A 19,479-nucleotide genomic window follows, 5' to 3' on the forward strand; every position below is an offset into this window, starting at 1 on the left:
CCCATGACACACGAACCCGGATGATCGCTGACGACGGAGTGAGGGATGAAAGACAAACCGGCAAAAGGGACGAGACCGGTCCCCGCTGCGAGCATCAATGTACAGAACGCGATCACCGGACTGCGCGGTCGTGACCTGTTCTCCACGCTGCGCAACGTCGGCCGCCTGAGCCTGGGCAACCCGTTGCACACCGCACACCACCTGCTGGCCCTGGGCAGCCAGCTGGGGCGAGTGATGCTCGGCGAAACGCCGCACCAGCCACACCCGCGCGACAACCGCTTCAGCGACCCGACCTGGAGCCAGAACCCGTTCTACCGCCGTGGCCTGCAAGCCTACCTCGCCTGGCAGAAGCAGACCCGCCAGTGGATCGAGGAAAGCTCGCTGGACGACGACGAGCGCGCCCGGGTGCACTTCCTGTTCAACCTGCTCAACGATGCCTTGGCACCGAGCAATTCGTTGCTCAACCCGTTGGCGGTCAAGGAACTGTTCAATACCGGCGGGCAGAGCTTGGTGCGCGGCCTGGCCCACCTGGTCGACGACCTGCGCCACAACGATGGCCTGCCACGCCAGGTGGATGAACGCGCCTTCGAGGTTGGCGTCAACCTGGCGACCACACCCGGCGCGGTGGTGTTTCGCAACGAATTGCTCGAGCTTATCCAGTACCGGCCGATGAGCGAGAAACAGTACGCCCGGCCGCTGCTGATCATCCCGCCCCAGATCAACAAGTTCTATATCTTCGACCTGGGACCGACCAACAGCTTCGTCCAGTACATGCTCAAGAGTGGCCTGCAGGTGTTCATGGTCAGCTGGCGCAACCCGGACCCGCGTCATCGCGAGTGGGGCCTGTCCAGCTATGTCCAGGCGCTGGAGGAGGCGCTCGCGGCATGCCGCAGCATCACCGGCAGCCGCGACCCGAACCTGATGGGCGCCTGTGCCGGCGGGTTGACCATGGCCGCATTGCTGGGCCACCTGCAGGCCAAGCGTCAGCTGCGCCGGGTGCGCAGCGCCACCTACCTGGTGAGCTTGCTGGACAGCCAGTTCGACAGCCCCGCCAGCCTGTTCGCCGACGAACAGACCATCGAGGCCTCCAAACGGCGCTCCTACCAGCGTGGCGTGCTGGACGGCGGCGAGGTGGCGCGGATCTTCGCCTGGATGCGGCCCAACGACCTGATCTGGAACTACTGGGTCAACAACTACCTGCTTGGCCGCACGCCCCCGGCGTTCGACATCCTCTACTGGAACGCCGACAACACCCGCCTGCCCGCTGCCTTCCACGGCGAGCTGCTGGACTTCTTCAAGCTCAACCCGCTGACCCAACCGCAAGGGCTGCACGTGTGCGGCACGCCTATCGACCTGGGCCAGGTCGACCTCGACAGTTTCACCGTCGCTGGCAGCAACGACCACATCACCCCGTGGGACGCCGTCTATCGCTCGGCCCTGCTGCTCGGAGGCGATCGCCGCTTCGTGCTGGCCAACAGCGGCCATATCCAGAGCATCATCAACCCGCCCGGCAACCCCAAGGCCTTCTTCCTGGAGAACCCGACGCTTTCCAGCGACCCACGTGCCTGGGTGCATGATGCCACGCGCCACGAAGGCAGTTGGTGGCCGCAATGGCAGGCCTGGATCGCCCAGCGCTCCGGCCGGCTGAAGGCGCCGCGCAGCGAGCTGGGCAACGCCACCTACCCACCGCTGGGCCCGGCGCCGGGCAGCTACGTACGGACACGTTGAGCGGATGAAGACCCGCGACCGGATCCTCGAATGCGCCCTGCAGCTGTTCAACCAACAGGGTGAGCCGAACGTCTCGACGTTGGAAATCGCCAACGAACTGGGGATCAGCCCTGGCAACCTGTACTATCACTTCCACGGCAAGGAGCCGTTGGTGCTGGGCTTGTTCGAACGCTTCGAGGAAGGGCTCATGCCGCTGCTCGATCCCCCCATCGGGGTGCGCCTGGGTGCCGAGGACTACTGGCTGTTCCTGCACCTGATCGTCGAGCAGATGGCTCACTACCGGTTCCTGTTCCAGGACCTCTCCAACCTGACCGGGCGGCTGCCGAAGCTGGCCCGGAACATGCGCAGCCTGATCAATGCCCTCAAACGTACCCTCGCCGCTCTGCTGGCCAGCCTGAAGGCACACGGGCAGGTGACCAGTGAAACACAGGCGCTGGGGCAACTGGTGGAGCAGATCACCCTGACGTTGATGTTCTCGCTGGATTATCAGCGCGTGCTGGGGCGGCAGGGGGATGTGGGGGTTGTGGTGTACCAGGTGATGATGCTGGTGGCGCCGCACCTGGTGGGGCCGGCGCGGGAAGCGGCGGAGCAACTGGCGGGAAAATACCTGGAAGGGTAGGACCGCCTGCGCGGGCTCAATCGCGGGACAAGCCCGCTCCCACAGATGCAACGCCCTTCTGGAGGTTTGCGCTGAACCTGTGGGAGCGGGCTTGTCCCGCGATATAGGCGACGCGGTCAGGCCTGGGAAGCCGGAGTGGCCGGTGCCGCCGGTACGTTGCTGGCCGGTGCCGCTGCCGGTGCTGCATTGACTGCCGGTGCAGCCTTCGTCGCAGCCGCTTTTGCCTGCGCCTTCTTCACTGCAGGTTTTTTCGCCGCAGGCTTTGCCGCCGGCTTGGCAACTGCTGGCTTGGCCGCAGCCGTCTTGGCTGCAGGTTTTGCCGCAGCGGCCTTCGCCGCAGGTTTAGCCGCAGCCTTGGCAGCAGGTTTTGCCGCAGCAGGTTTTGCCACAGCGGTTTTGGCCGCCGGCTTGGCCGCAGCCTTGGCCAGGGGCTTGGCGGTGGTCTTGCTGGCTGCCGCCTTCGAAACCGGGGCCACCGAAGCGCCGGTCAGTTTCTCGATCTGCTTGGTCAGGCTATCGACCTGCTGGTGCAGGGCCTTAATCTCGTTGCGGCTCGGCACACCCAGGCGCGAAATGGCGCTGTTCAGACGCTTGTCGAAAGCTTCCTCCAGCTCGCTCCATTTGCCCAGCGCACGCTCCTTCACATCCGACACCCGCGAGGACGTCGCGGACTTGGCGGTGCCGGCAGCCGAGCCTGCGCTTTTCTTCGCCTGCCTTTCAGCCTTCTCGCCGTCCTTGACCAACGAATCGAACAGCTTGGGGCCGTCCTGGTCGATCTTGGAATAGATGCCCAGGCCAGCCAGCCAGATCTTGCGCGAGTATTTTTCGATACCGCCGACCCACGAGCCGCCTTCTTTCTCGGTGTTCTTCTTGCCAGCCATCCTGCTCTCCTTATGGTTTGCGCGCGACACGCTCGAGCAACTCGGTCAGCTGTTCGAGTTTGATGGACAACGCCTCAACGTCATGTTTAGACGCAATGCCGAAGCGATTCAAGGCGCGGGCGACCCGTGCATCGAAAGCTTTTTCGATCTTGTCCAGTTGAACTTCGACCCTGCCGCGTACGCGGCTTGCTGCAAGGGTCGCTTCGTCGATCGGGTGGTTGGCCGCATCGAGTTGTTGACCCACGCGTTTCTTGCCACGTTTCTCGATGCTTTCGCCGGCCTTGACCAGCTCCTTGAAGTAATCCGAACCTTCCTGGCCAACGCGGGCATAGGCACCCAGGCCTGCCAGCCAGATCCTACGCGCATAGCCGCGCACCTCGCCCAGGGTGCTGCCCGGGGCGTCGTCCTTTTTCCTAACGTTCACGTTGGCCATGTTCGGCACCTCATGCTCATGAAGGGACATGTGCCCATTGAATGCGGGCTCGAGCATAAGGTAGGGCGAAAAATTAGAATGCTCACCCTAAGCAACAAGGAAGGCTCAGGCTAGATGCCCCGCAGGATGCAGCAAGGACCGCTCCACACAACGCTGTAGTGGTGGGAGCGACTGTCTTGAGTTGCCTGCCCCGGCCCTGTTTCGAACGGCAGGCGACGATCAGGCCAGCGCCTTGTCCAGCGCCCGCTCGATCTCGCCCTTGATGGTGCCGCTCATCATCGACAGCATCATGCCGAGCTTGAGCTCCACACGGATGGTGTCCTCGCCGATATGCACGCTGCCGTTGGCGCCGCTGCGCGCCACATCGACGCGGTCGCCCTGCCAGGAGGCCTTGAGGTCGTATTCGCGGGTCAGGCGCTCCACCAGCGCCTCGGCCTTGGCGCGCGCGGCTTCACGGCCGAGGGAGTGCTTGCGTTCAACGCTGATCTGGGTCATGCGGGTAATCCTGGATATCAACACAATGAACGCATTATGCCCGTGCCCATCCAACGGAGCACCCCGCCAAGACAAATTGGCCCGATGCCCCTAGAATGGCGGTAATTTTTTCCGGTGAAGCGATATGAACGACCAGCGCAAAGGCGACCACGCCGAACCCACCACCCATTTCGGCTACCAGAACGTACCCGAGAGCCAGAAGGCGAAGAAAGTCGCCGAGGTGTTCCACTCCGTAGCCGCCAAGTACGACCTGATGAACGACGTCCTTTCCGGTGGCATGCACCGGTTGTGGAAGCGCTTCACCATCGAGCTGTCCGGCGTGCGCAGCGGTAACCGGGTGCTGGATATCGCCGGCGGCACGGGCGACCTGGCCGCCAAGTTCTCGCGCCTGGTCGGCCCTACCGGCCAGGTGGTGCTGGCCGACATCAACGAGTCGATGCTCAAGGTCGGCCGCGACCGTCTGCTCGACCGTGGTGTGGCCGGCAACATCGAGTTCGTCCAGGCCGACGCCGAGAAGCTGCCGTTCCCGGACAACCACTTCGACTGCGTGACCATCGCCTTCGGCCTGCGCAACGTCACCCACAAGGAAGACGCCATCCGCTCCATGCTGCGCGTGCTCAAGCCCGGCGGCCGCCTGCTGGTGCTGGAGTTCTCCAAGCCGACCAACAAATTCATGTCCAAGGCCTACGACGCCTACTCGTTCGCCTTCATGCCCCTGGCCGGCAAGCTGATCACCAACGACTCGGAAAGCTACCGCTACCTGGCCGAATCGATCCGCATGCACCCGGACCAGGAAACCCTCAAGGCCATGATGGTCGACGCCGGCTTCGACCGCGTCACGTACCACAACATGACCAGCGGCATCGTCGCCGTGCACCGGGGGATCAAGCCCTGATGCTCCTGGCCGGGCTGCTCGCCAGCGTCGAGCACGGGCTCAACCGCGTGCTGCGCATGGACAGCACGGCCCTGCCGCGCCTGGCCGCGCTCGAGGGCAAGGTGGTCGAGATCGACTGCCTGCAACCGGCCCTGCAGCTGTTCATCCTGCCAGACGACGAAGGCCTGATGCTCGCCGCCCACTGGGAGGGCGAGGTCGATTGCACCCTGCGCGCCCCGGCCGGCAGCCTGGCGCAACTGGCCTTGGCCAAGGACAAGACCGCCGTGCTGCACAGCCCGCAGGTCGAGCTGCACGGTGACAGCGCTGTGCTGCTCGACTTGGTCGGCGTGCTCCAGGACCTGGAGCTGGACTGGGAGTACGAGCTGTCGCGCTGGCTGGGCCCCGTGGCCACTGCACTGGTCGCCGGGCATATCCGCCTGCGCGCCCGCTGGACCCGCCAGGGCCTGTCACGCTTCAGCCAGAACCTCTCCGAATACCTGGCCGAAGAATCCCGCACCCTGGTCGGCCGGCGCGAAGCCGAAGCGGCTTTCAGCGAGCTCGATGCCCTGAAGGTCGACATTGAACGCCTCGAGGCACGCATCCGTCGCCTCGCCCGATCCCTTGATACCAGCGATAACGCATGAAGCTGCTCGCCGTCCGCCGTCTGTTGCGCATCCAGCGCGTCGTGATCCGCTACCGCCTCGATGACCTGCTGTTCGACCTTCCCCTGCCCTGGTGGCTGATGAGCCTGCGCCTGCTGCTGCCCTGGCGTTGGCTGCCGCGCAAGCCGTCCGCGCTCAGCCGGGGCGCGCGACTGCGCATGGCCCTGCAGGACCTGGGGCCGATTTTCATCAAGTTCGGCCAACTGCTGTCCACCCGCCGCGACCTGCTGCCCACCGACATCGCCGATGAGCTGATGCTGCTGCAGGACCGGGTGCCGCCCTTCGACCCGAAGAAGGCTGTGGAACTGATCGAAGAGCAGCTTGGCGCCAAGGTCGGCGAGGTGTTCAGCCGTTTCGACGTCGAACCGCTGGCTTCGGCCTCGGTGGCCCAGGTACATGCTGCGCGCCTCAAGAGCGGCGAAGAGGTCGTGGTCAAGGTGGTGCGCCCGGGCCTCAAGCCGGTGATCGCCCAGGACCTGGCCTGGCTGTTCCTGATCGCCAAGGGCGCCGAGCGGGTGTCCGCCGACGCGCGCCGCCTGCACCCGGTCGAAGTGGTCAGCGACTACGAGAAGACCATCTACGACGAGCTCGACCTGCTGCGCGAGGCGGCCAACGCCAGTCAGCTGCGTCGTAACTTCGAAGGCTCGGAACTGATGTACGTGCCCCAGGTGTACTGGGACTGGTGCCGCCCCAAGGTGCTGGTGATGGAGCGCATCTATGGCGTGCCGGTCACCGACCTGGCCACCCTGGCCGACCAACGCACCGACATGAAGCTGCTGGCCGAGCGCGGCGTGGAGATCTTCTTCACCCAAGTGTTCCGCGACAGCTTCTTCCACGCCGACATGCACCCGGGCAACATCTTCGTCAGCACGGTCAAGCCGTGGAGCCCGCAATACATCGCCATCGACTGCGGCATCGTCGGCAGCCTCACCGGCGAAGACCAGGACTACCTGGCGCGCAACCTGATCGCGTTCTTCAAGCGTGACTATCGCCGTGTCGCCCAGTTGCACATCGACTCTGGCTGGGTGCCGGCACAGACCAAGGTCAATGAGTTCGAGGCGGCGATCCGCACGGTGTGCGAGCCGATCTTCGAAAAGCCGCTCAAGGACATCTCCTTCGGGCAGGTGCTGATGCGCCTGTTCCAGACCGCCCGGCGCTTCAACATGGAAGTCCAGCCGCAACTGGTGCTGCTGCAGAAGACCCTGCTCAATATCGAAGGCCTGGGCCGCCAGCTGTACCCTGACCTGGACCTGTGGAGCACAGCCAAGCCGTACCTGGAGCGTTGGATGCGCGAACGCATGAGTCCCAAGGCGGTGTTCGGCAACCTGCAGAGCCAGGTGGAGCAACTGCCGCACCTGGCCGACATGACCCGCGACCTGCTCGAACGCCTGTCGCAACCGCACCTGCACGACCCGCAGATGCCCGAGCGGCGACGCCAGGGCGACCGCTGGGCCCTGCGTCTGCTGGGCGCCGGCCTGCTCGCAGGCGGCGCCACGCTGGCCGCCGGCGCCGCCAGCCTCAGCGCCCCGGCCGCGTGGCCGGCCTGGCTGATGCTTGCGGCCGGGCTCTACCTGGTCGTGCGCCAATAGCCAGCTGCGCAGCTGGCTGGCACACTAGCGCAAAGGGCCCGGCACTGGCGCGGGCCCGGATTTGGAGTCGACGATGAAAGACTGGCTGGACGAGATCAAGTGGAACAGCGAGGGCCTGGTGCCGGCGATCGCGCAGGACCACAAGACCGGGCGCGTACTGATGATGGCCTGGATGAACCGCGAATCCCTGGCCCTGACCGCCGCCGAACAACGTGCCATCTACTGGTCGCGTTCGCGTGGCAAACTGTGGCGCAAGGGCGAAGAGTCGGGGCATGTACAAAAGCTGCACGAGATGCGCCTGGACTGCGATGCCGACGTGATCATCCTGATGGTCGAGCAGTTGGGCCATATCGCCTGCCATACCGGCCGTGAAAGCTGCTTCTACCGCGTCTTCGAAGACGGCCAGTGGAAAACCGTCGACCCGGTCCTGAAGGACCCGGATGCCATCTACAGCGCAGGACACTGACATGAGCGACACCCTCAACCGCCTCGCCGAGGTGCTGGAGCAACGCAAGCAGGCGGCGCCCGACAGTTCCTATGTGGCCAGCCTGTACCACAAGGGGCTGAACAAGATCCTCGAGAAGCTCGGCGAAGAGTCCGTGGAGACCATCATCGCCGCCAAGGATGCTGCCGTCAGCCAGGATTACAGCGATGTCATCTATGAAACTGCCGACCTGTGGTTTCATAGCCTGGTGATGCTCAGCGCCCTGGGCCAGCATCCCCAGGCGGTGCTCGACGAGCTGGAGCGCCGCTTCGGGCTTTCCGGGCATGACGAGAAGGCCGCGCGCCAGCCGTCTGCCTGAGGTATTCCCGGGGCGCAGCGCGTCCCTGTGGGAGCGGGTTTACCCGCGAAGAATGCAACGCGGTGTATGGCACCGGCTTCGCCGGTGTTCGCGGGTGAACCCGCTCCCACAGGGACCGCGCTGCCAGAAAAATTCGCTGTACCTGTAAATTTCAGGAGTACGAAATGGGTATTTTTGACTGGAAACACTGGATCGTCCTGCTGGTCGTCGTGGTCCTCGTCTTCGGCACCAAGAAGCTGAAGAACCTGGGCAGCGACCTGGGCGAATCGATCAAGGGCTTTCGCAAGGCCATGAACGAGGAAGAGACCAAGCCGGCCGAGCAGACCCCGCCACCGGCGCAACCCGCCCAGCCCGTGCAGAATACCGCGCAGCAGAACCAGGGCCACACCATCGAAGGCCAGGCCCAACCGGTCCAAGAGCCGCAGCGGAAAGACTGACCCATGTTCGGCATCAGCTTCAGCGAGCTGCTGCTCGTCGGCCTGGTCGCCCTGCTGGTGCTCGGCCCCGAGCGCCTGCCCGGTGCCGCCCGCACCGCAGGCCTGTGGATCGGCCGGCTCAAGCGCAGCTTCAACAGCATCAAGATGGAAGTCGAGCGTGAGATCGGCGCCGACGAGATCCGCCGCCAGCTGCACAACGAGCACATCCTGTCGATGGAACAGGAGGCCCGGCGCATCCTCAACCCGCAGACGCCACCGGCCCAGCCGAGCAGCACCGAAGCACCTGCCAACCCGACGGCGAGCCACCCTGCGGCCCCGGCCACGCCATCCGAGCCTCCCCAACCGCCACGAGCCCCATGAGCGATAGACCGGAAACCGACCAGCCGATGCCGCTGGTCTCGCACCTGACCGAGCTGCGCACCCGCCTGCTGCGCTGCGTTGCCGCCGTCTTCCTGATCTTCGCCGGGCTGTTCTCCTTCGCCCAGCAGATCTACACCCTGGTCTCGGCGCCCTTGCGCGCGCACTTGCCGGCCAACGCGACGATGATCGCCACCGACGTGGCTTCGCCGTTCCTGACGCCGTTCAAGCTGACCATGATCGTCTCGCTGTTCCTGGCCATCCCATTCATTCTCCAGCAGATCTGGGGCTTCATCGCGCCAGGGCTGTATCGCCATGAAAAACGCATCGCCATCCCGCTGCTGGTGTCGAGCATCCTGCTGTTCTACGCCGGCATGGCGTTCGCCTATTTCCTGGTGTTCCCGCTGATCTTCGGCTTCTTCGCCAGCGCCACGCCTGAAGGCGTATCGATGATGACGGACATTGCCAGCTACCTGGACTTCGTCATGACGCTGTTCTTCGCCTTCGGCGTCGCCTTCGAGATTCCGGTGGCCGTGGTGCTGCTGGTGTGGATCGGCGTGGTGGACGTGCAATATCTGAAGAAGATCCGCCCCTACGTGATCATCGGCTGCTTCGTCGTCGGCATGGTCCTGACACCGCCGGATATCTTCTCCCAGACCCTGCTCGCCGTGCCCATGTGGATGCTGTTCGAGGTAGGCGTGCTCTGCGGCAGCCTGATCCGCAAGCGCAGCCACGCCCAGGAAGGCGCACCGGACGACCATAACGACCAACCGCCAGCGACCCAATCGTGAACCTGTTGTTGCTCGAGGAGGCCGATTTCATCGCGGCCGACCGTGTGGTGCTGGCTGATCGGCGCTTCACCCACATGCAGGAGATCCATCGCGTGGCGGTGGGGGACACCTTGCGGGTCGGCCGCATCGGCGGGCTGATGGGCCAGGCCAGCGTGCTGCGCCTGGAGGGCCATGAGGCCGAGCTGCAGGTTGCCTTCGACCAGCCACCACCGGCCAAGCTGCCGCTGACGCTGATCCTTGCCGTACCGCGCCCCAAGATGCTGCGCCGCCTGTTCCAGACGGTCGCCACCCTGGGGGTGCCGCGGCTGATCCTGGTCAACAGCTACAAGGTCGAGAAAAGCTTCTGGCAGACCCCGTTCCTGAACCCCGAGACCATCCGCGAGAACCTGATCCTGGGCCTGGAGCAGGCACGCGACACGGTGCTGCCCGAGGTGATCATCGAAAAACGCTTCAAGCCGTTCGTCGAAGACCGTCTACCAGCGATCGCCAACGGCACCCTGGGCCTGGTCGGTCACCCCGGCCCCTACCCCGCCTGCCCGCGCGCGGTCGAGGAGCCGGTTACCCTGGCGATCGGCCCTGAAGGCGGCTGGATCCCCTATGAAGTCGACCTGCTGGGCAAGGCTGGCCTGGCACCGGTGCAGTTGGGCGATCGCATCCTGCGCGTGGAAACCGCCGTCACGGCACTGCTCTCGCGTATTTTCTGACGGACGGGTCAGGCTCACCCCGTCAAGTTTCCCCGGTACAGGCCGATGGCCTAGGCAACATTACAAAAATGCTACCGTTGCCGGGGAGTAGAACATGTACCGATGGTTTAACCAGTCGCTGGGGAATATGAGCGTCAATCGCAAGCTGGGTTTCGGTTTCGGCCTGGTATTGCTCTTGACCCTGGCCATCACCGTGACCGGCTGGATCAGCCTGGACAACGTCACCAACCGGGGTGACAAGCTGGGTAATATCTCGATGATCTACGAGACCACCCAGGACCTGCGCATCGCCCGGCTCAACTACCAGACAAGCCACGACCAGGCCGCGATCGGCGAACTGGAGAAGACCCTCGATCACCTGGAACAGCAGATCCAGACGATGCTCGGGCAGATCGAACAGCCCGCCGACCAGCAGCGTCTGCAACAGCAGCTCGAGGCCACCCGCCAGTATCGTCAGGCGTTCGACCGGCTCAAGCAGGCCGACCAGCGCCGCGGCAATCTGGTCGACGACGCCATGGCGGCCAGCCAGCAGGCCCTGGAGCACATGGCCGCGCAAGGCACTGTGCTCAAAAATACGAGCCAGGCCTTGACCACCTCGCAGACTGCGGTACGCGATGCCGGCACCCGCAAGGCCAAGCAGACCCTGGCCGGGGCTACGACCCTGGCGCTGCTGCTCGGCCTGCTGGCCGCCTGGGCTATCACCCGCCAGATCGTAGCGCCCCTGCGCCAGACCCTGGCCGCCGCCGAACGTGTGGCCAGTGGCGACTTGCGCCAGGAGCCGCCGGTGCAGCGTCGTGACGAGCTGGGCCAGCTGCAGGCCAGCATGCAACGCATGACCCAGGGGCTACGGGAGTTGATCGGCGGTATCGGCGATGGCGTCACCCAGATCGCCAGCGCCGCCGAACAGTTGTCGGCCGTTACCGAGCAGACCAGTGCCGGCGTCAACAACCAGAAGATAGAGACCGACCAGGTGGCCACGGCGATGAACGAAATGGCCGCCACGGTGCACGAGGTGGCACGCAACGCCGAACAAGCCTCGGAGGCTGCCGTGGCAGCCGACCAGCAGGCGCGCGAAGGGGACCGGGTGGTGGGTGAAGCCATCGCCCAGATCGAGCGCCTGGCCAACGAAGTGATCAACTCCAGCGAAGCCATGAACCAGCTCAAGGACGAAAGCGAAAAGATCGGCAGCGTGCTGGACGTGATCAAGTCGGTGGCCCAGCAGACCAACCTGCTGGCGCTCAATGCTGCTATCGAGGCGGCCCGGGCTGGCGAGGCCGGCCGAGGCTTCGCCGTGGTGGCCGACGAAGTACGCAGCCTGGCCCAGCGTACCCAGCAGTCCACGGAGGAAATCGAGGAGCTGATCGCCAGCCTGCAGAACGGCACCCAGCGAGTCGCTGGCGTGATGGATGGCAGCCGTGCGCTGACCGACAGCAGCGTCGAACTGACCCGCCGTGCCGGCGGCTCGCTGGCGACCATCACCCGCACCGTGTCGGCGATCCAGGCGATGAACCAGCAGATCGCCACCGCGGCGGAGCAGCAGAGTGCCACGGCCGAGGAGATCAACCGGAGCGTGATGAACGTACGGGATATTTCCGACCAGACCTCGGCGGCGAGCGAAGAGACGGCGAGCTCGACCGTCGAACTGGCACGGCTGGGGACGCACCTGCAAGGGCTGGTTGGGCGGTTCAGGCTCTAAGGCCTGCTGCGCAGCCCAATCGCACAACGCCCGCTCTCACAGCGCACCCTGTGGGAGCGGGCTGGCCCCGCGATGGCCGCCTTGGCGGCCCCGGCGGTCACAGCACCTGACGCAGGAACGCCTGGGCCCGTGGGTCCTTGGGCGCGGCGAAGAACTGCTGCGGCGGCGAGTCCTCCAGCAACTTGCCATGGTCGAAGAACAGGACACGGTCGGCCACTTCCCGGGCAAAGCCCATCTCGTGGGTCACGCAGACCATGGTCATGCCCTCCTGGGCCAGGGTCTTCATCACATCCAGCACCTCGCCCACCATCTCCGGGTCCAGCGCCGAGGTCGGTTCGTCGAACAGCATGACCTTGGGATCCATCGCCAGGGCCCGGGCGATGGCCACCCGTTGCTGCTGGCCGCCGGACAACCGCGACGGGTACTCGTTGGCCTTCTGGCCGATGCCCACCTTCTCCAGCAGCGCCTTGGCCTTGGCTTCGCGCTCGGCCTTGCTGCGCTTGCGCACCACCTTCTGGGCCAGGCACAGGTTCTCCAGCACGGTCATGTGCGGGAACAGGTTGAAATGCTGGAACACCATGCCGACTTCGCGGCGGTAGGCGTTGATGTCGGTCTTCGGGTCATCCAGCTGCAGGCCGTCGATGGACACATGCCCCATGTCGAAATGCTCGAGGCCATTGAGGCAACGCAGGAAGGTCGACTTGCCCGAGCCAGACGGCCCAAGCACCACCACCACCTCGCCCTTGGCCACGCCGGTGGTGACGTTGTCCACCGCGCGCACCACCTGGCCGCGGGTGTCGAAGACTTTTACCAGGTCACGGACTTCAATCACTTTGCGCAAGCCTCCGCTCGAGCCGGCTGGCGATGTGCGACAGCGGCAGGTTGATCAGCAGGTACAGGCCTGCCACGCAGAACCAGATCTCGAAAGTCGAGAACGAGGTGGTGATGGCCTCGCGGCCGCTCTTGGTCAGTTCGGTGATGGCGATCACCGAGACCAGCGAGGTGTCCTTGACCAGGCTGATGAACTGCCCCGCCAGTGGCGGCAGCACGCGCTTGAAGGCCTGGGGCAGGATCACATGGCGCATCGATTGGCTGGCGTTCAGGCCCAGCGAGCGCGCCGCCTCGTTCTGGCCTTTGGCGATGGACTGCACACCGGCGCGCACGATCTCGGCCACGTAGGCGCCGGTGAACAGCGCCAGCGCCGCCACCCCGGCGAACTCCCGGGACAGGTTGAGCACGGTGCCGATGAAGAAGTAGAAGATGAAGATCTGTACCAGCAGCGGCGTGCCGCGCACCAGTTCGACATACACCGTGGACAGGTCACGCAGGGTCGGGTTGTTCGACAGCCGGCACAGCCCGGCGAACAGGCCGATCACCAGGCCCAGGGCACCGGACACCACCGAGATCCACAGGGTGGTCCATAAGCCCCACGCCAACGGGCCGGCCGCCCAATGGCGGGTCACGCCGATCGCATCGCCTTCGGCGACATCGTCACCACGGCTGAGCAGCATGCTGTCCTTGTCCACCTCCACGACCTGCTGGCCGCCGCTTTCGTCCTTGAGGGTGACGCGCGCGGTGTCGCCGCTGACCACGATCTCTTGGACCGTACCGTAGTCGGCAGCGCGCTGGGTCTCTTCGGCCTTGTAGGCGAAATACTGGGGGACGCGGTTCCAGCGCCACTCATAGGAAATCATCGAGGTGGCCAGGTAGAGGCTGAACGCCAGCCCCACCAGTACCAGCGCGGTCAACCCGTGCCAGGGCCACTGGGCTTTCTTGTGCTTGATCAATTGGGGTACTTCCGTAAAAGCGAACGCGCAGGGTTTGCCTGCGCGTCGGGGTGATAAAGCCGGGCTTGTGGCCTGGGCCTTATTCCATTTCCTTCAGCCAGTCCTTGTTCTTGAACCACTTGTCGTGGATACGATCGTAGGTCCCGTCGTTCTTGATCTGGTGCAGGAAGTTGTTGATGAAGTTGATGCTGTCGTAGTCGCCTTTCTTCAGGCCGAAGGCCAGCGGCTCGTAGGTGAAGGGTTCTTCGAGGAACAGCAGCTTGCCGGCACCGGCCTTGTCCACCGCCACCACGTTGTACGGCGCGTCGTAAACGAAGGCATCGGCCTTGCCGTTGACCACATCCATCACGCCTTCCTGCTCGTTGTCGTAGCCGTGGTACTTGGCCTTGCTGATCAGCTTCTTGGCGACCATCTCACCGGTGGTACCGAGCTTGGAGGTGATGCGGTACTTCTCGTTGTTCAAGTCCTTGTACGACTTGATCTCGCCCGCTAGCTCCTTGCGGATCAGCAGGGTCTGGCCGACCACGATGAAGGGTTCGCTGAAGTTCAGCCGCAGGTTGCGTTCCTGGGTGAGGGTCATGCCGCTGCCGATCATATCGAACTTGTCGGTCAGCAGGGCCGGGATGATGCCGTCATAGGCGGTGGAGACGGTCTCCAGCTTGACGCCCATGGACTTGGCCATGGCCTTGAGGATGTCGACCTCGAAGCCGATGATCTCGCCGCGCTTGTTGGTCATCTCGAAGGGCATGTAGGTAGGGTCCATGCCGACCCGCAGCGTGCCGCGCTTGACCGCGTCTTCGATGGCCCCCGCCTGGGCGGCGGTTACCGCGACTAGCGCGGTGACACCGACCAGGAGTCGCGACAGGTATTTTTTCATCATCACCAGGTCCCCTAGCAAAGTAGTGCGAATTTTATTGTTGGAAGGTCGTCAGACCGATACATATCGAGGTGGATGCTAACGCATGCGCAGGCTGGGACCTAGAGCCAGGGGGGACTTTGTTGGCCAAAATCGAAGAGATGACGAGGGCTGCGCCCTCGATCGCGGCACAAGGCCGCTCCTACAGGGGACGTGCAATGTGTAGGAGCGGGCTTGTGCTGCGATGGGCCGCACAGCGGCCCCTTGGGAGGGATCAGGCGCCAACCAGCGAAGGCTGGGCCTGATTGTCCGGATGCAGCGGCAGCAAGGGTGAATGCGGGTCGCTGGTGATGGAGTTGCGCCACACCCCGATCCACGCCTCGTTGTGCGTGGCCCAGACCTGCTCATGCAGGCGCGACAGCGCCACCGGGTCGCTCAGCAGTGCCAGGCGGGTGTTGCCGTCCAGCCCCTTGGGCCCGACTTCCAGCGCCTTGGCGACACGCTCGGCACGCAGTGCTTCGATCGGTGTAGCCTGACCGTGCCGTGCAGTGGCCATGGCACAAGCCAGGGCGTTCTGGCGCGGGTCGACCACCGCCCGAACGAACCCGTCATGCATGGCATGCCAACGGTTTTCGTGGGTGTACTGGTCGGTGGCCAGCAACTCATGCGGGGTCGCATATTCCTCAGGGATCAGGAACAGCTTTTCGTCCTTGGCGCTCAGGCCCAGGCGCACACGGCTGGAAATCACCGACACCGGAATCGACAGCACCAACGAGCCCACGATCGGCGCCAGCCACCACAGGAAGCTCGGGTTCAGCCAGGCCACCAGCGCCGCCCAGGCGATGCCCAGCAGGGTCTGCGGGCCGTGGCGACGCACGGCTTCGCTCCACGGGGTGGAGTCATCGTCACGCTGCGGCGAGTTCCAGGTCGCCGCCCAGCCGAGGAACGCAGCCAGGACGAAGCGGGTGTGGAAGATCATCCGCACCGGCGCCAGCAGCATGGAGAACAGCATCTCGATCAGCATCGACAAGGTGACCTTGATGCGCCCGCCGAACTCGGTGGCGCCCTTGGCCCAGATCAGCACGATGCTCAGCAGCTTGGGCAGGAACAGCAGCACGATGGTGGTGGAGAACAGCGCGATGGCCTTCTCCGGGTGCCATTGCGGCCACAGTGGGTAGAGCTGGAACGGCTCGATGAAGTACTGCGGCTCCATCAGGGTATTGGTAGCCAGCAATGCGGTCGAAAGCACCAGGAAGAAGAACCACAGCGGCGCCGACAGGTACGACATCACGCCGGTGAGGAACACCGCACGGTGCACCGGATGCATGCCTTTTACCAGGAACAGGCGGAAGTTCATCAGGTTGCCGTGGCACCAGCGCCGGTCGCGCTTGAGCTCGTCGAGCAGGTTCGGCGGCAGCTCCTCGTAGCTGCCCGGCAGATCGTAGGCGATCCACACGCCCCAGCCGGCACGGCGCATCAGCGCGGCTTCGACGAAGTCGTGGGAGAGGATCGCACCAGCGAAGGCCCCCTTGCCCGGCAGCGGCGCCAGGGCGCAGTGCTCGATGAAGGGCTTCATGCGAATGATCGCGTTGTGGCCCCAATAGTGCGATTCGCCCAGCTGCCAGAAGTGCAGGCCGGCGGTGAACAGCGGGCCGTAGACACGGGTGGCGAACTGCTGGATGCGTGCATAGAGAGTGTCCATGCCCGACGCCTTCGGCGCGGTCTGGATGATGCCCGCGTCCGGGTTGGCCTCCATCAGGCGCACCAGGCTGGTCAGGCACTCGCCGCTCATGACGCTGTCGGCGTCGAGCACGACCATATATTTGTACTCACCACCCCAGCGACGGCAGAAGTCGTCCAGGTTGCCGCTCTTGCGCTTCACGCGGCGGCGGCGGCGGCGATAGAAGATGCGCCCGAAACCTTTGGCTTCGCGGCACACCTCGAGCCAGGCCTGCTGCTCGGCGACGGCGATGTCGGTGTCGTTGGTGTCGCTGAGCACGAAGAAGTCGAAGCGGTCCAGGTCGCCCGTGGCGGCCACCGACTCGAAGGTCGCGCGCAGGCCCGCGAAGACCCGCGGCACGTCCTCGTTGCAGATCGGCATCACCAATGCGGTACGCGCCTGGGGCGCGATCGGCTCGCTGCCGGCGCTGCTGCCGGAGATACGGTACTTGTCACGCCCGGTGAGCAGCTCGAGAAAGCCCATCAGCGCGGTCCAGAAACCTGCCGACACCCAGCAGAACAGGATGCCGAACAAGACCAGGATGGAGGTCTGCAAGGCGTACGGCCAAACCTGCACCACGGTTTCCCAGAAGGTCTGGGCCATGATCTCGTCGAGCGAGACGAACGACCAGCCCTGGTAAGGCAGGATGCCCTTCATGTACCAGCCGGCCACGAGGGTCTGGCCGATCATCAGCAGCAGCAGGATGTAGCGACGCAGGGAGCCGACCCGGCGCCAGCGGGCCGGTGGCAGCTCGCGCTTGGGCGGCTGCGGGGCGTTGGTACGCCCGGTGAGGCGCCGCCACATGCGCACCAGCACATTGGTGCGCCAGGGTTCGGGCACCACGCGGGTACGCTTGATCGGCGGCGCGATCTTCAGGCACAGCCGCCCGCCGGCGTCGACGCCGAGCATTTCGGCCTCTTCCAGCTCGGCGGCGCTGCCCACGGTCAGGCGAGGGCCCACCGAGGCCTGCACGGCCTCGGTGGCATTGGCGGCCGGATGGGCCGCCAGGCGTTGGTGCAGCTCACTGAACGAGGTGCAGCTGGCAAGTTCTGCCCGCTGCTCATCGCTCAGTGGTAGGTGGGCCAGGTATTCGGCAAGCGATTCTGGCCGGGCGCTTGAGTTACTCATCGGCAGGCAACTGATAGCTCCAGGTCTCGGTCATCACCTTCTCGGTGGTGGCCGGGGCCCCGTTGGTGGGCGCCGCATCGGCGGCAGGTTGTTCAGCCTTGACGGCTTTCTCGGCCTTGGCGTGCTTGCCGGCGGCCTTTTCCTGCTTGCCTTCCTTGGCCGGCTTGGCCGGTTCCACCGGAACGTCGCGTACCAGCGCGGCACGCATCTCGGTGGACTTGCTCGGGTCCTTGACCTTCAACCGCAGGGTCAGGCGCCAGCCCTTGATTTCAGGGTTGTAGCGCAGGTTGTTCTCGACCACCTCGGCGTTGTCGCCCACGCTGACCTGGCTGCGCAGGGCGGTGTCCTCAGGCAGGGCGGCCAGCGCCGGGCCTTCGAAGTCGACCAGGAAGGCCACGCTGCCGTCGGCTTCACGGATCAGGTTGGACTGCTTCACATCACCGGTCGAACGCATGGTCTGCTTGACCCAGCCCAACTCCGGCGCGTGCAGCTGGGACTCGTCGATGGTCCAGCGCAGGCGGTATTCGAACTCCACCGGCTTGCCCGGCTCGGGCAGTTTCTCCGGGCTCCAGAAGGCAACGATGTTGTCGTTGGTCTCGTCGGCGGTGGGGATCTCGACCAGGTCGACAGTACCTTTACCCCAATCGCCACGGGGTTCGATCCAGGCGCTCGGACGCTTCTGGTAGTTGTCGTCGAGGTCTTCGTAGTGGCTGAACTCACGCTGGCGCTGCAGCAGGCCGAAACCACGCGGGTTCTCCACGCTGAAGCTGCTCACGGCCAGGTGCTTGGGGTTGTTCAGCGGGCGCCACAGCCACTCGCCGTTGCCGGCGTGGATCGACAGGCCTTCGGAGTCGTGCAGGGCCGGCCGGTAGTTGAGGACCTTGGATGGCTGGTTGCTGCCGAACAGGTACATGCTGGTCAGCGGGGCAACGCCCAGGCGGCTGACGTGATCACGCAGGAACACCTTGGACTTGACGTCCACCAGCGTGTCGCTGCCCGGACGCAGGATCAGCTTGTAGGCACCGGTGGAGCGCGGCGAGTCCAGCAGGGCGTAGATCACCAGGTGCTTGTCGGTGGGCTTGGGCTTCTCGACCCAGAATTCGCGGAAGCGCGGGAACTCCTCGCCCGACGGCAATGCGGTGTCGATGGCCAGGCCGCGGGCCGACAGACCGTACACGTGGCCCTTGCCGACCACGCGGAAGTAGCTGGCGCCCAGCAGGGTCATGATCTCGTCCTGCTTGCCGGCCTTGTTGATCGGGTAGAGCACGCGGAAACCGGCGTAGCCCAGGTTCTCGACGGTCTTGGGGTCATGGGGTACGTCGCCGAACTCGAAACGGCTCGGGTCGTACTTGATCTCCTCGACGGTGGTGGCGGTGACCTGGTTGATCTTCACCGGCGTGTCGAAGTGCATGCCCTGGTGATAGAAGGACAACTTGAACGGCGTCTTGTCCTTGGCCCACTCGGCCTTTTCCTGGATGAAACGGATCTTTTGGTAGTCCGCGAATTTCATGTCACGGAACACCGCCGGCAGATTGCTCTTGGGTGCTTCGTACTTCTGGCCGGCCAGATCCTTTGCCTTGGCTGCAACATCGTCAAGATTGAATGCCCACAGCTGGCCAGCGCTCATCAGGCCAAACAGTGCGACGCCAGCCACCAGGGCCTTGCGTAGCCGATTTCCGGGGATTCTTTGTGCAATACAGGGACTTACAATCACGAGCAACCCTCGCCGAAAACAGATCATGAAACCAACGGCCAGCGACCAATGCCGGGTTGGCGAGCACTGTTCGGACCCCGTGAGGGCCCAATGATTCCCCAAACGGTTCCAGACAATGCTCGAGTCAGAGTGAAACGAGCCCACGGACGCAGGCTCACGCAGCGCGCGATTATCCAGCAGAGCGCGTTACAACGCATCAGGCTGG

20 protein-coding genes are annotated in these 19,479 nt (G+C 64.6%); 12 read left to right on the plus strand and 8 right to left on the minus strand.

What is annotated here, in order from left to right; genetic code table 11:
- Window positions 1-45: 45 nt before the first annotated feature.
- A complete protein-coding gene (gene phaC / locus ACNFCI_RS01195) occupies window positions 46-1,728 on the plus strand; it encodes a class II poly(R)-hydroxyalkanoic acid synthase (protein ID WP_224457174.1) in 1,683 nt (560 codons plus the stop codon).
- A gap of 4 nt (window positions 1,729-1,732) precedes the next feature.
- Window positions 1,733-2,347: a TetR/AcrR family transcriptional regulator gene (locus tag ACNFCI_RS01200; protein WP_084853993.1), complete on the plus strand. Its 615-nt coding sequence runs from the start codon at window positions 1,733-1,735 to the stop codon at window positions 2,345-2,347.
- 116 nt (window positions 2,348-2,463) lie between these two features.
- On the opposite strand, the gene ACNFCI_RS01205 is transcribed toward ACNFCI_RS01200, so the two are convergent.
- From ACNFCI_RS01205 to ACNFCI_RS01215, 3 genes are all read right to left on the minus strand, one after another.
- A complete protein-coding gene (locus ACNFCI_RS01205; protein WP_368828856.1) occupies window positions 2,464-3,228 on the minus strand; it encodes a phasin family protein in 765 nt (254 codons plus the stop codon).
- Window positions 3,229-3,238: 10 nt separating this feature from the next.
- Window positions 3,239-3,661 carry a phasin family protein gene (locus ACNFCI_RS01210; protein WP_084853990.1) on the minus strand — a complete coding sequence of 141 codons (423 nt, stop codon included), beginning with the start codon at window positions 3,659-3,661 and terminating at the stop codon, window positions 3,239-3,241.
- A 219-nt stretch (window positions 3,662-3,880) separates the two neighbouring features.
- The gene (locus tag ACNFCI_RS01215) at window positions 3,881-4,156 is read right to left on the minus strand and encodes a polyhydroxyalkanoic acid system family protein (RefSeq protein WP_084853988.1); all 276 of its coding nucleotides are present in this window, start codon (window positions 4,154-4,156) and stop codon (window positions 3,881-3,883) included.
- Window positions 4,157-4,280: 124 nt separating this feature from the next.
- Here ACNFCI_RS01215 and ubiE point away from each other — a divergent pair, with 124 nt between their 5' ends.
- From ubiE to ACNFCI_RS01265, 10 genes are all read left to right on the plus strand, one after another.
- A complete protein-coding gene (ubiE, locus tag ACNFCI_RS01220) occupies window positions 4,281-5,051 on the plus strand; it encodes a bifunctional demethylmenaquinone methyltransferase/2-methoxy-6-polyprenyl-1,4-benzoquinol methylase UbiE (RefSeq protein WP_084853987.1) in 771 nt (256 codons plus the stop codon).
- Window positions 5,051-5,674: a ubiquinone biosynthesis accessory factor UbiJ gene (locus tag ACNFCI_RS01225; RefSeq protein WP_224457179.1), complete on the plus strand. Its 624-nt coding sequence runs from the start codon at window positions 5,051-5,053 to the stop codon at window positions 5,672-5,674. Before ubiE ends, ACNFCI_RS01225 begins: the two co-directional genes overlap by 1 nt.
- Entirely contained in the window at window positions 5,671-7,281 is a 1,611-nt protein-coding gene (gene ubiB / locus ACNFCI_RS01230; protein WP_368828855.1) for a ubiquinone biosynthesis regulatory protein kinase UbiB, read from the plus strand. The genes ACNFCI_RS01225 and ubiB overlap by 4 nt, the downstream gene beginning before the upstream one ends.
- A gap of 73 nt (window positions 7,282-7,354) precedes the next feature.
- Window positions 7,355-7,747, plus strand: coding sequence for a phosphoribosyl-AMP cyclohydrolase (hisI, locus tag ACNFCI_RS01235; protein ID WP_013974544.1), 393 nt, complete (start codon window positions 7,355-7,357; stop codon window positions 7,745-7,747).
- A 1-nt stretch (window position 7,748) separates the two neighbouring features.
- The gene (locus tag ACNFCI_RS01240; protein ID WP_084853982.1) at window positions 7,749-8,084 is read left to right on the plus strand and encodes a phosphoribosyl-ATP diphosphatase; all 336 of its coding nucleotides are present in this window, start codon (window positions 7,749-7,751) and stop codon (window positions 8,082-8,084) included.
- Window positions 8,085-8,248: 164 nt separating this feature from the next.
- Window positions 8,249-8,521 carry a twin-arginine translocase TatA/TatE family subunit gene (locus tag ACNFCI_RS01245; protein WP_324816465.1) on the plus strand — a complete coding sequence of 91 codons (273 nt, stop codon included), beginning with the start codon at window positions 8,249-8,251 and terminating at the stop codon, window positions 8,519-8,521.
- A gap of 3 nt (window positions 8,522-8,524) precedes the next feature.
- Complete coding sequence (gene tatB, locus ACNFCI_RS01250; RefSeq protein WP_084853979.1) at window positions 8,525-8,881, plus strand: Sec-independent protein translocase protein TatB; 357 nt, start codon at window positions 8,525-8,527, stop codon at window positions 8,879-8,881.
- Window positions 8,878-9,669, plus strand: a complete 792-nt coding sequence (tatC, locus tag ACNFCI_RS01255; RefSeq protein ID WP_084853977.1) for a twin-arginine translocase subunit TatC — start codon at window positions 8,878-8,880, stop codon at window positions 9,667-9,669. The genes tatB and tatC overlap by 4 nt, the downstream gene beginning before the upstream one ends.
- Window positions 9,666-10,373 carry a 16S rRNA (uracil(1498)-N(3))-methyltransferase gene (locus tag ACNFCI_RS01260; RefSeq protein WP_368828854.1) on the plus strand — a complete coding sequence of 236 codons (708 nt, stop codon included), beginning with the start codon at window positions 9,666-9,668 and terminating at the stop codon, window positions 10,371-10,373. The genes tatC and ACNFCI_RS01260 overlap by 4 nt, the downstream gene beginning before the upstream one ends.
- Window positions 10,374-10,467: 94 nt before the next feature.
- Window positions 10,468-12,069 (plus strand): methyl-accepting chemotaxis protein, encoded by a 1,602-nt coding sequence (locus tag ACNFCI_RS01265; protein ID WP_084853974.1) that lies wholly within the window; start codon window positions 10,468-10,470, stop codon window positions 12,067-12,069.
- 97 nt (window positions 12,070-12,166) lie between these two features.
- On the opposite strand, the gene ACNFCI_RS01270 is transcribed toward ACNFCI_RS01265, so the two are convergent.
- The 5 genes from ACNFCI_RS01270 to ACNFCI_RS01290 all read right to left on the minus strand — a co-directional run bounded on the left by ACNFCI_RS01270 (window position 12,167) and on the right by ACNFCI_RS01290 (window position 19,274).
- Window positions 12,167-12,901: an amino acid ABC transporter ATP-binding protein gene (locus ACNFCI_RS01270; RefSeq protein WP_324816483.1), complete on the minus strand. Its 735-nt coding sequence runs from the start codon at window positions 12,899-12,901 to the stop codon at window positions 12,167-12,169.
- Window positions 12,894-13,856 carry an amino acid ABC transporter permease gene (locus ACNFCI_RS01275; RefSeq protein WP_084853972.1) on the minus strand — a complete coding sequence of 321 codons (963 nt, stop codon included), beginning with the start codon at window positions 13,854-13,856 and terminating at the stop codon, window positions 12,894-12,896. Before ACNFCI_RS01275 ends, ACNFCI_RS01270 begins: the two co-directional genes overlap by 8 nt.
- A 79-nt stretch (window positions 13,857-13,935) precedes the next feature.
- On the minus strand, window positions 13,936-14,733 hold the full coding sequence (locus ACNFCI_RS01280) for a transporter substrate-binding domain-containing protein (RefSeq protein WP_084854293.1): 798 nt from the start codon (window positions 14,731-14,733) through the stop codon (window positions 13,936-13,938).
- Window positions 14,734-14,986: 253 nt separating this feature from the next.
- Entirely contained in the window at window positions 14,987-17,560 is a 2,574-nt protein-coding gene (gene mdoH / locus ACNFCI_RS01285; protein ID WP_368828853.1) for a glucans biosynthesis glucosyltransferase MdoH, read from the minus strand.
- On the minus strand, window positions 17,553-19,274 hold the full coding sequence (locus tag ACNFCI_RS01290; RefSeq protein WP_084854291.1) for a glucan biosynthesis protein G: 1,722 nt from the start codon (window positions 19,272-19,274) through the stop codon (window positions 17,553-17,555). The genes mdoH and ACNFCI_RS01290 overlap by 8 nt, the downstream gene beginning before the upstream one ends.
- Window positions 19,275-19,479 lie beyond the last annotated feature (205 nt).

Origin of the sequence: Pseudomonas sp. NY15356 (assembly GCF_048068175.1) — a bacterium.
GTDB classification, from domain to species: Bacteria; Pseudomonadota; Gammaproteobacteria; order Pseudomonadales; family Pseudomonadaceae; genus Aquipseudomonas; species Aquipseudomonas putida_K.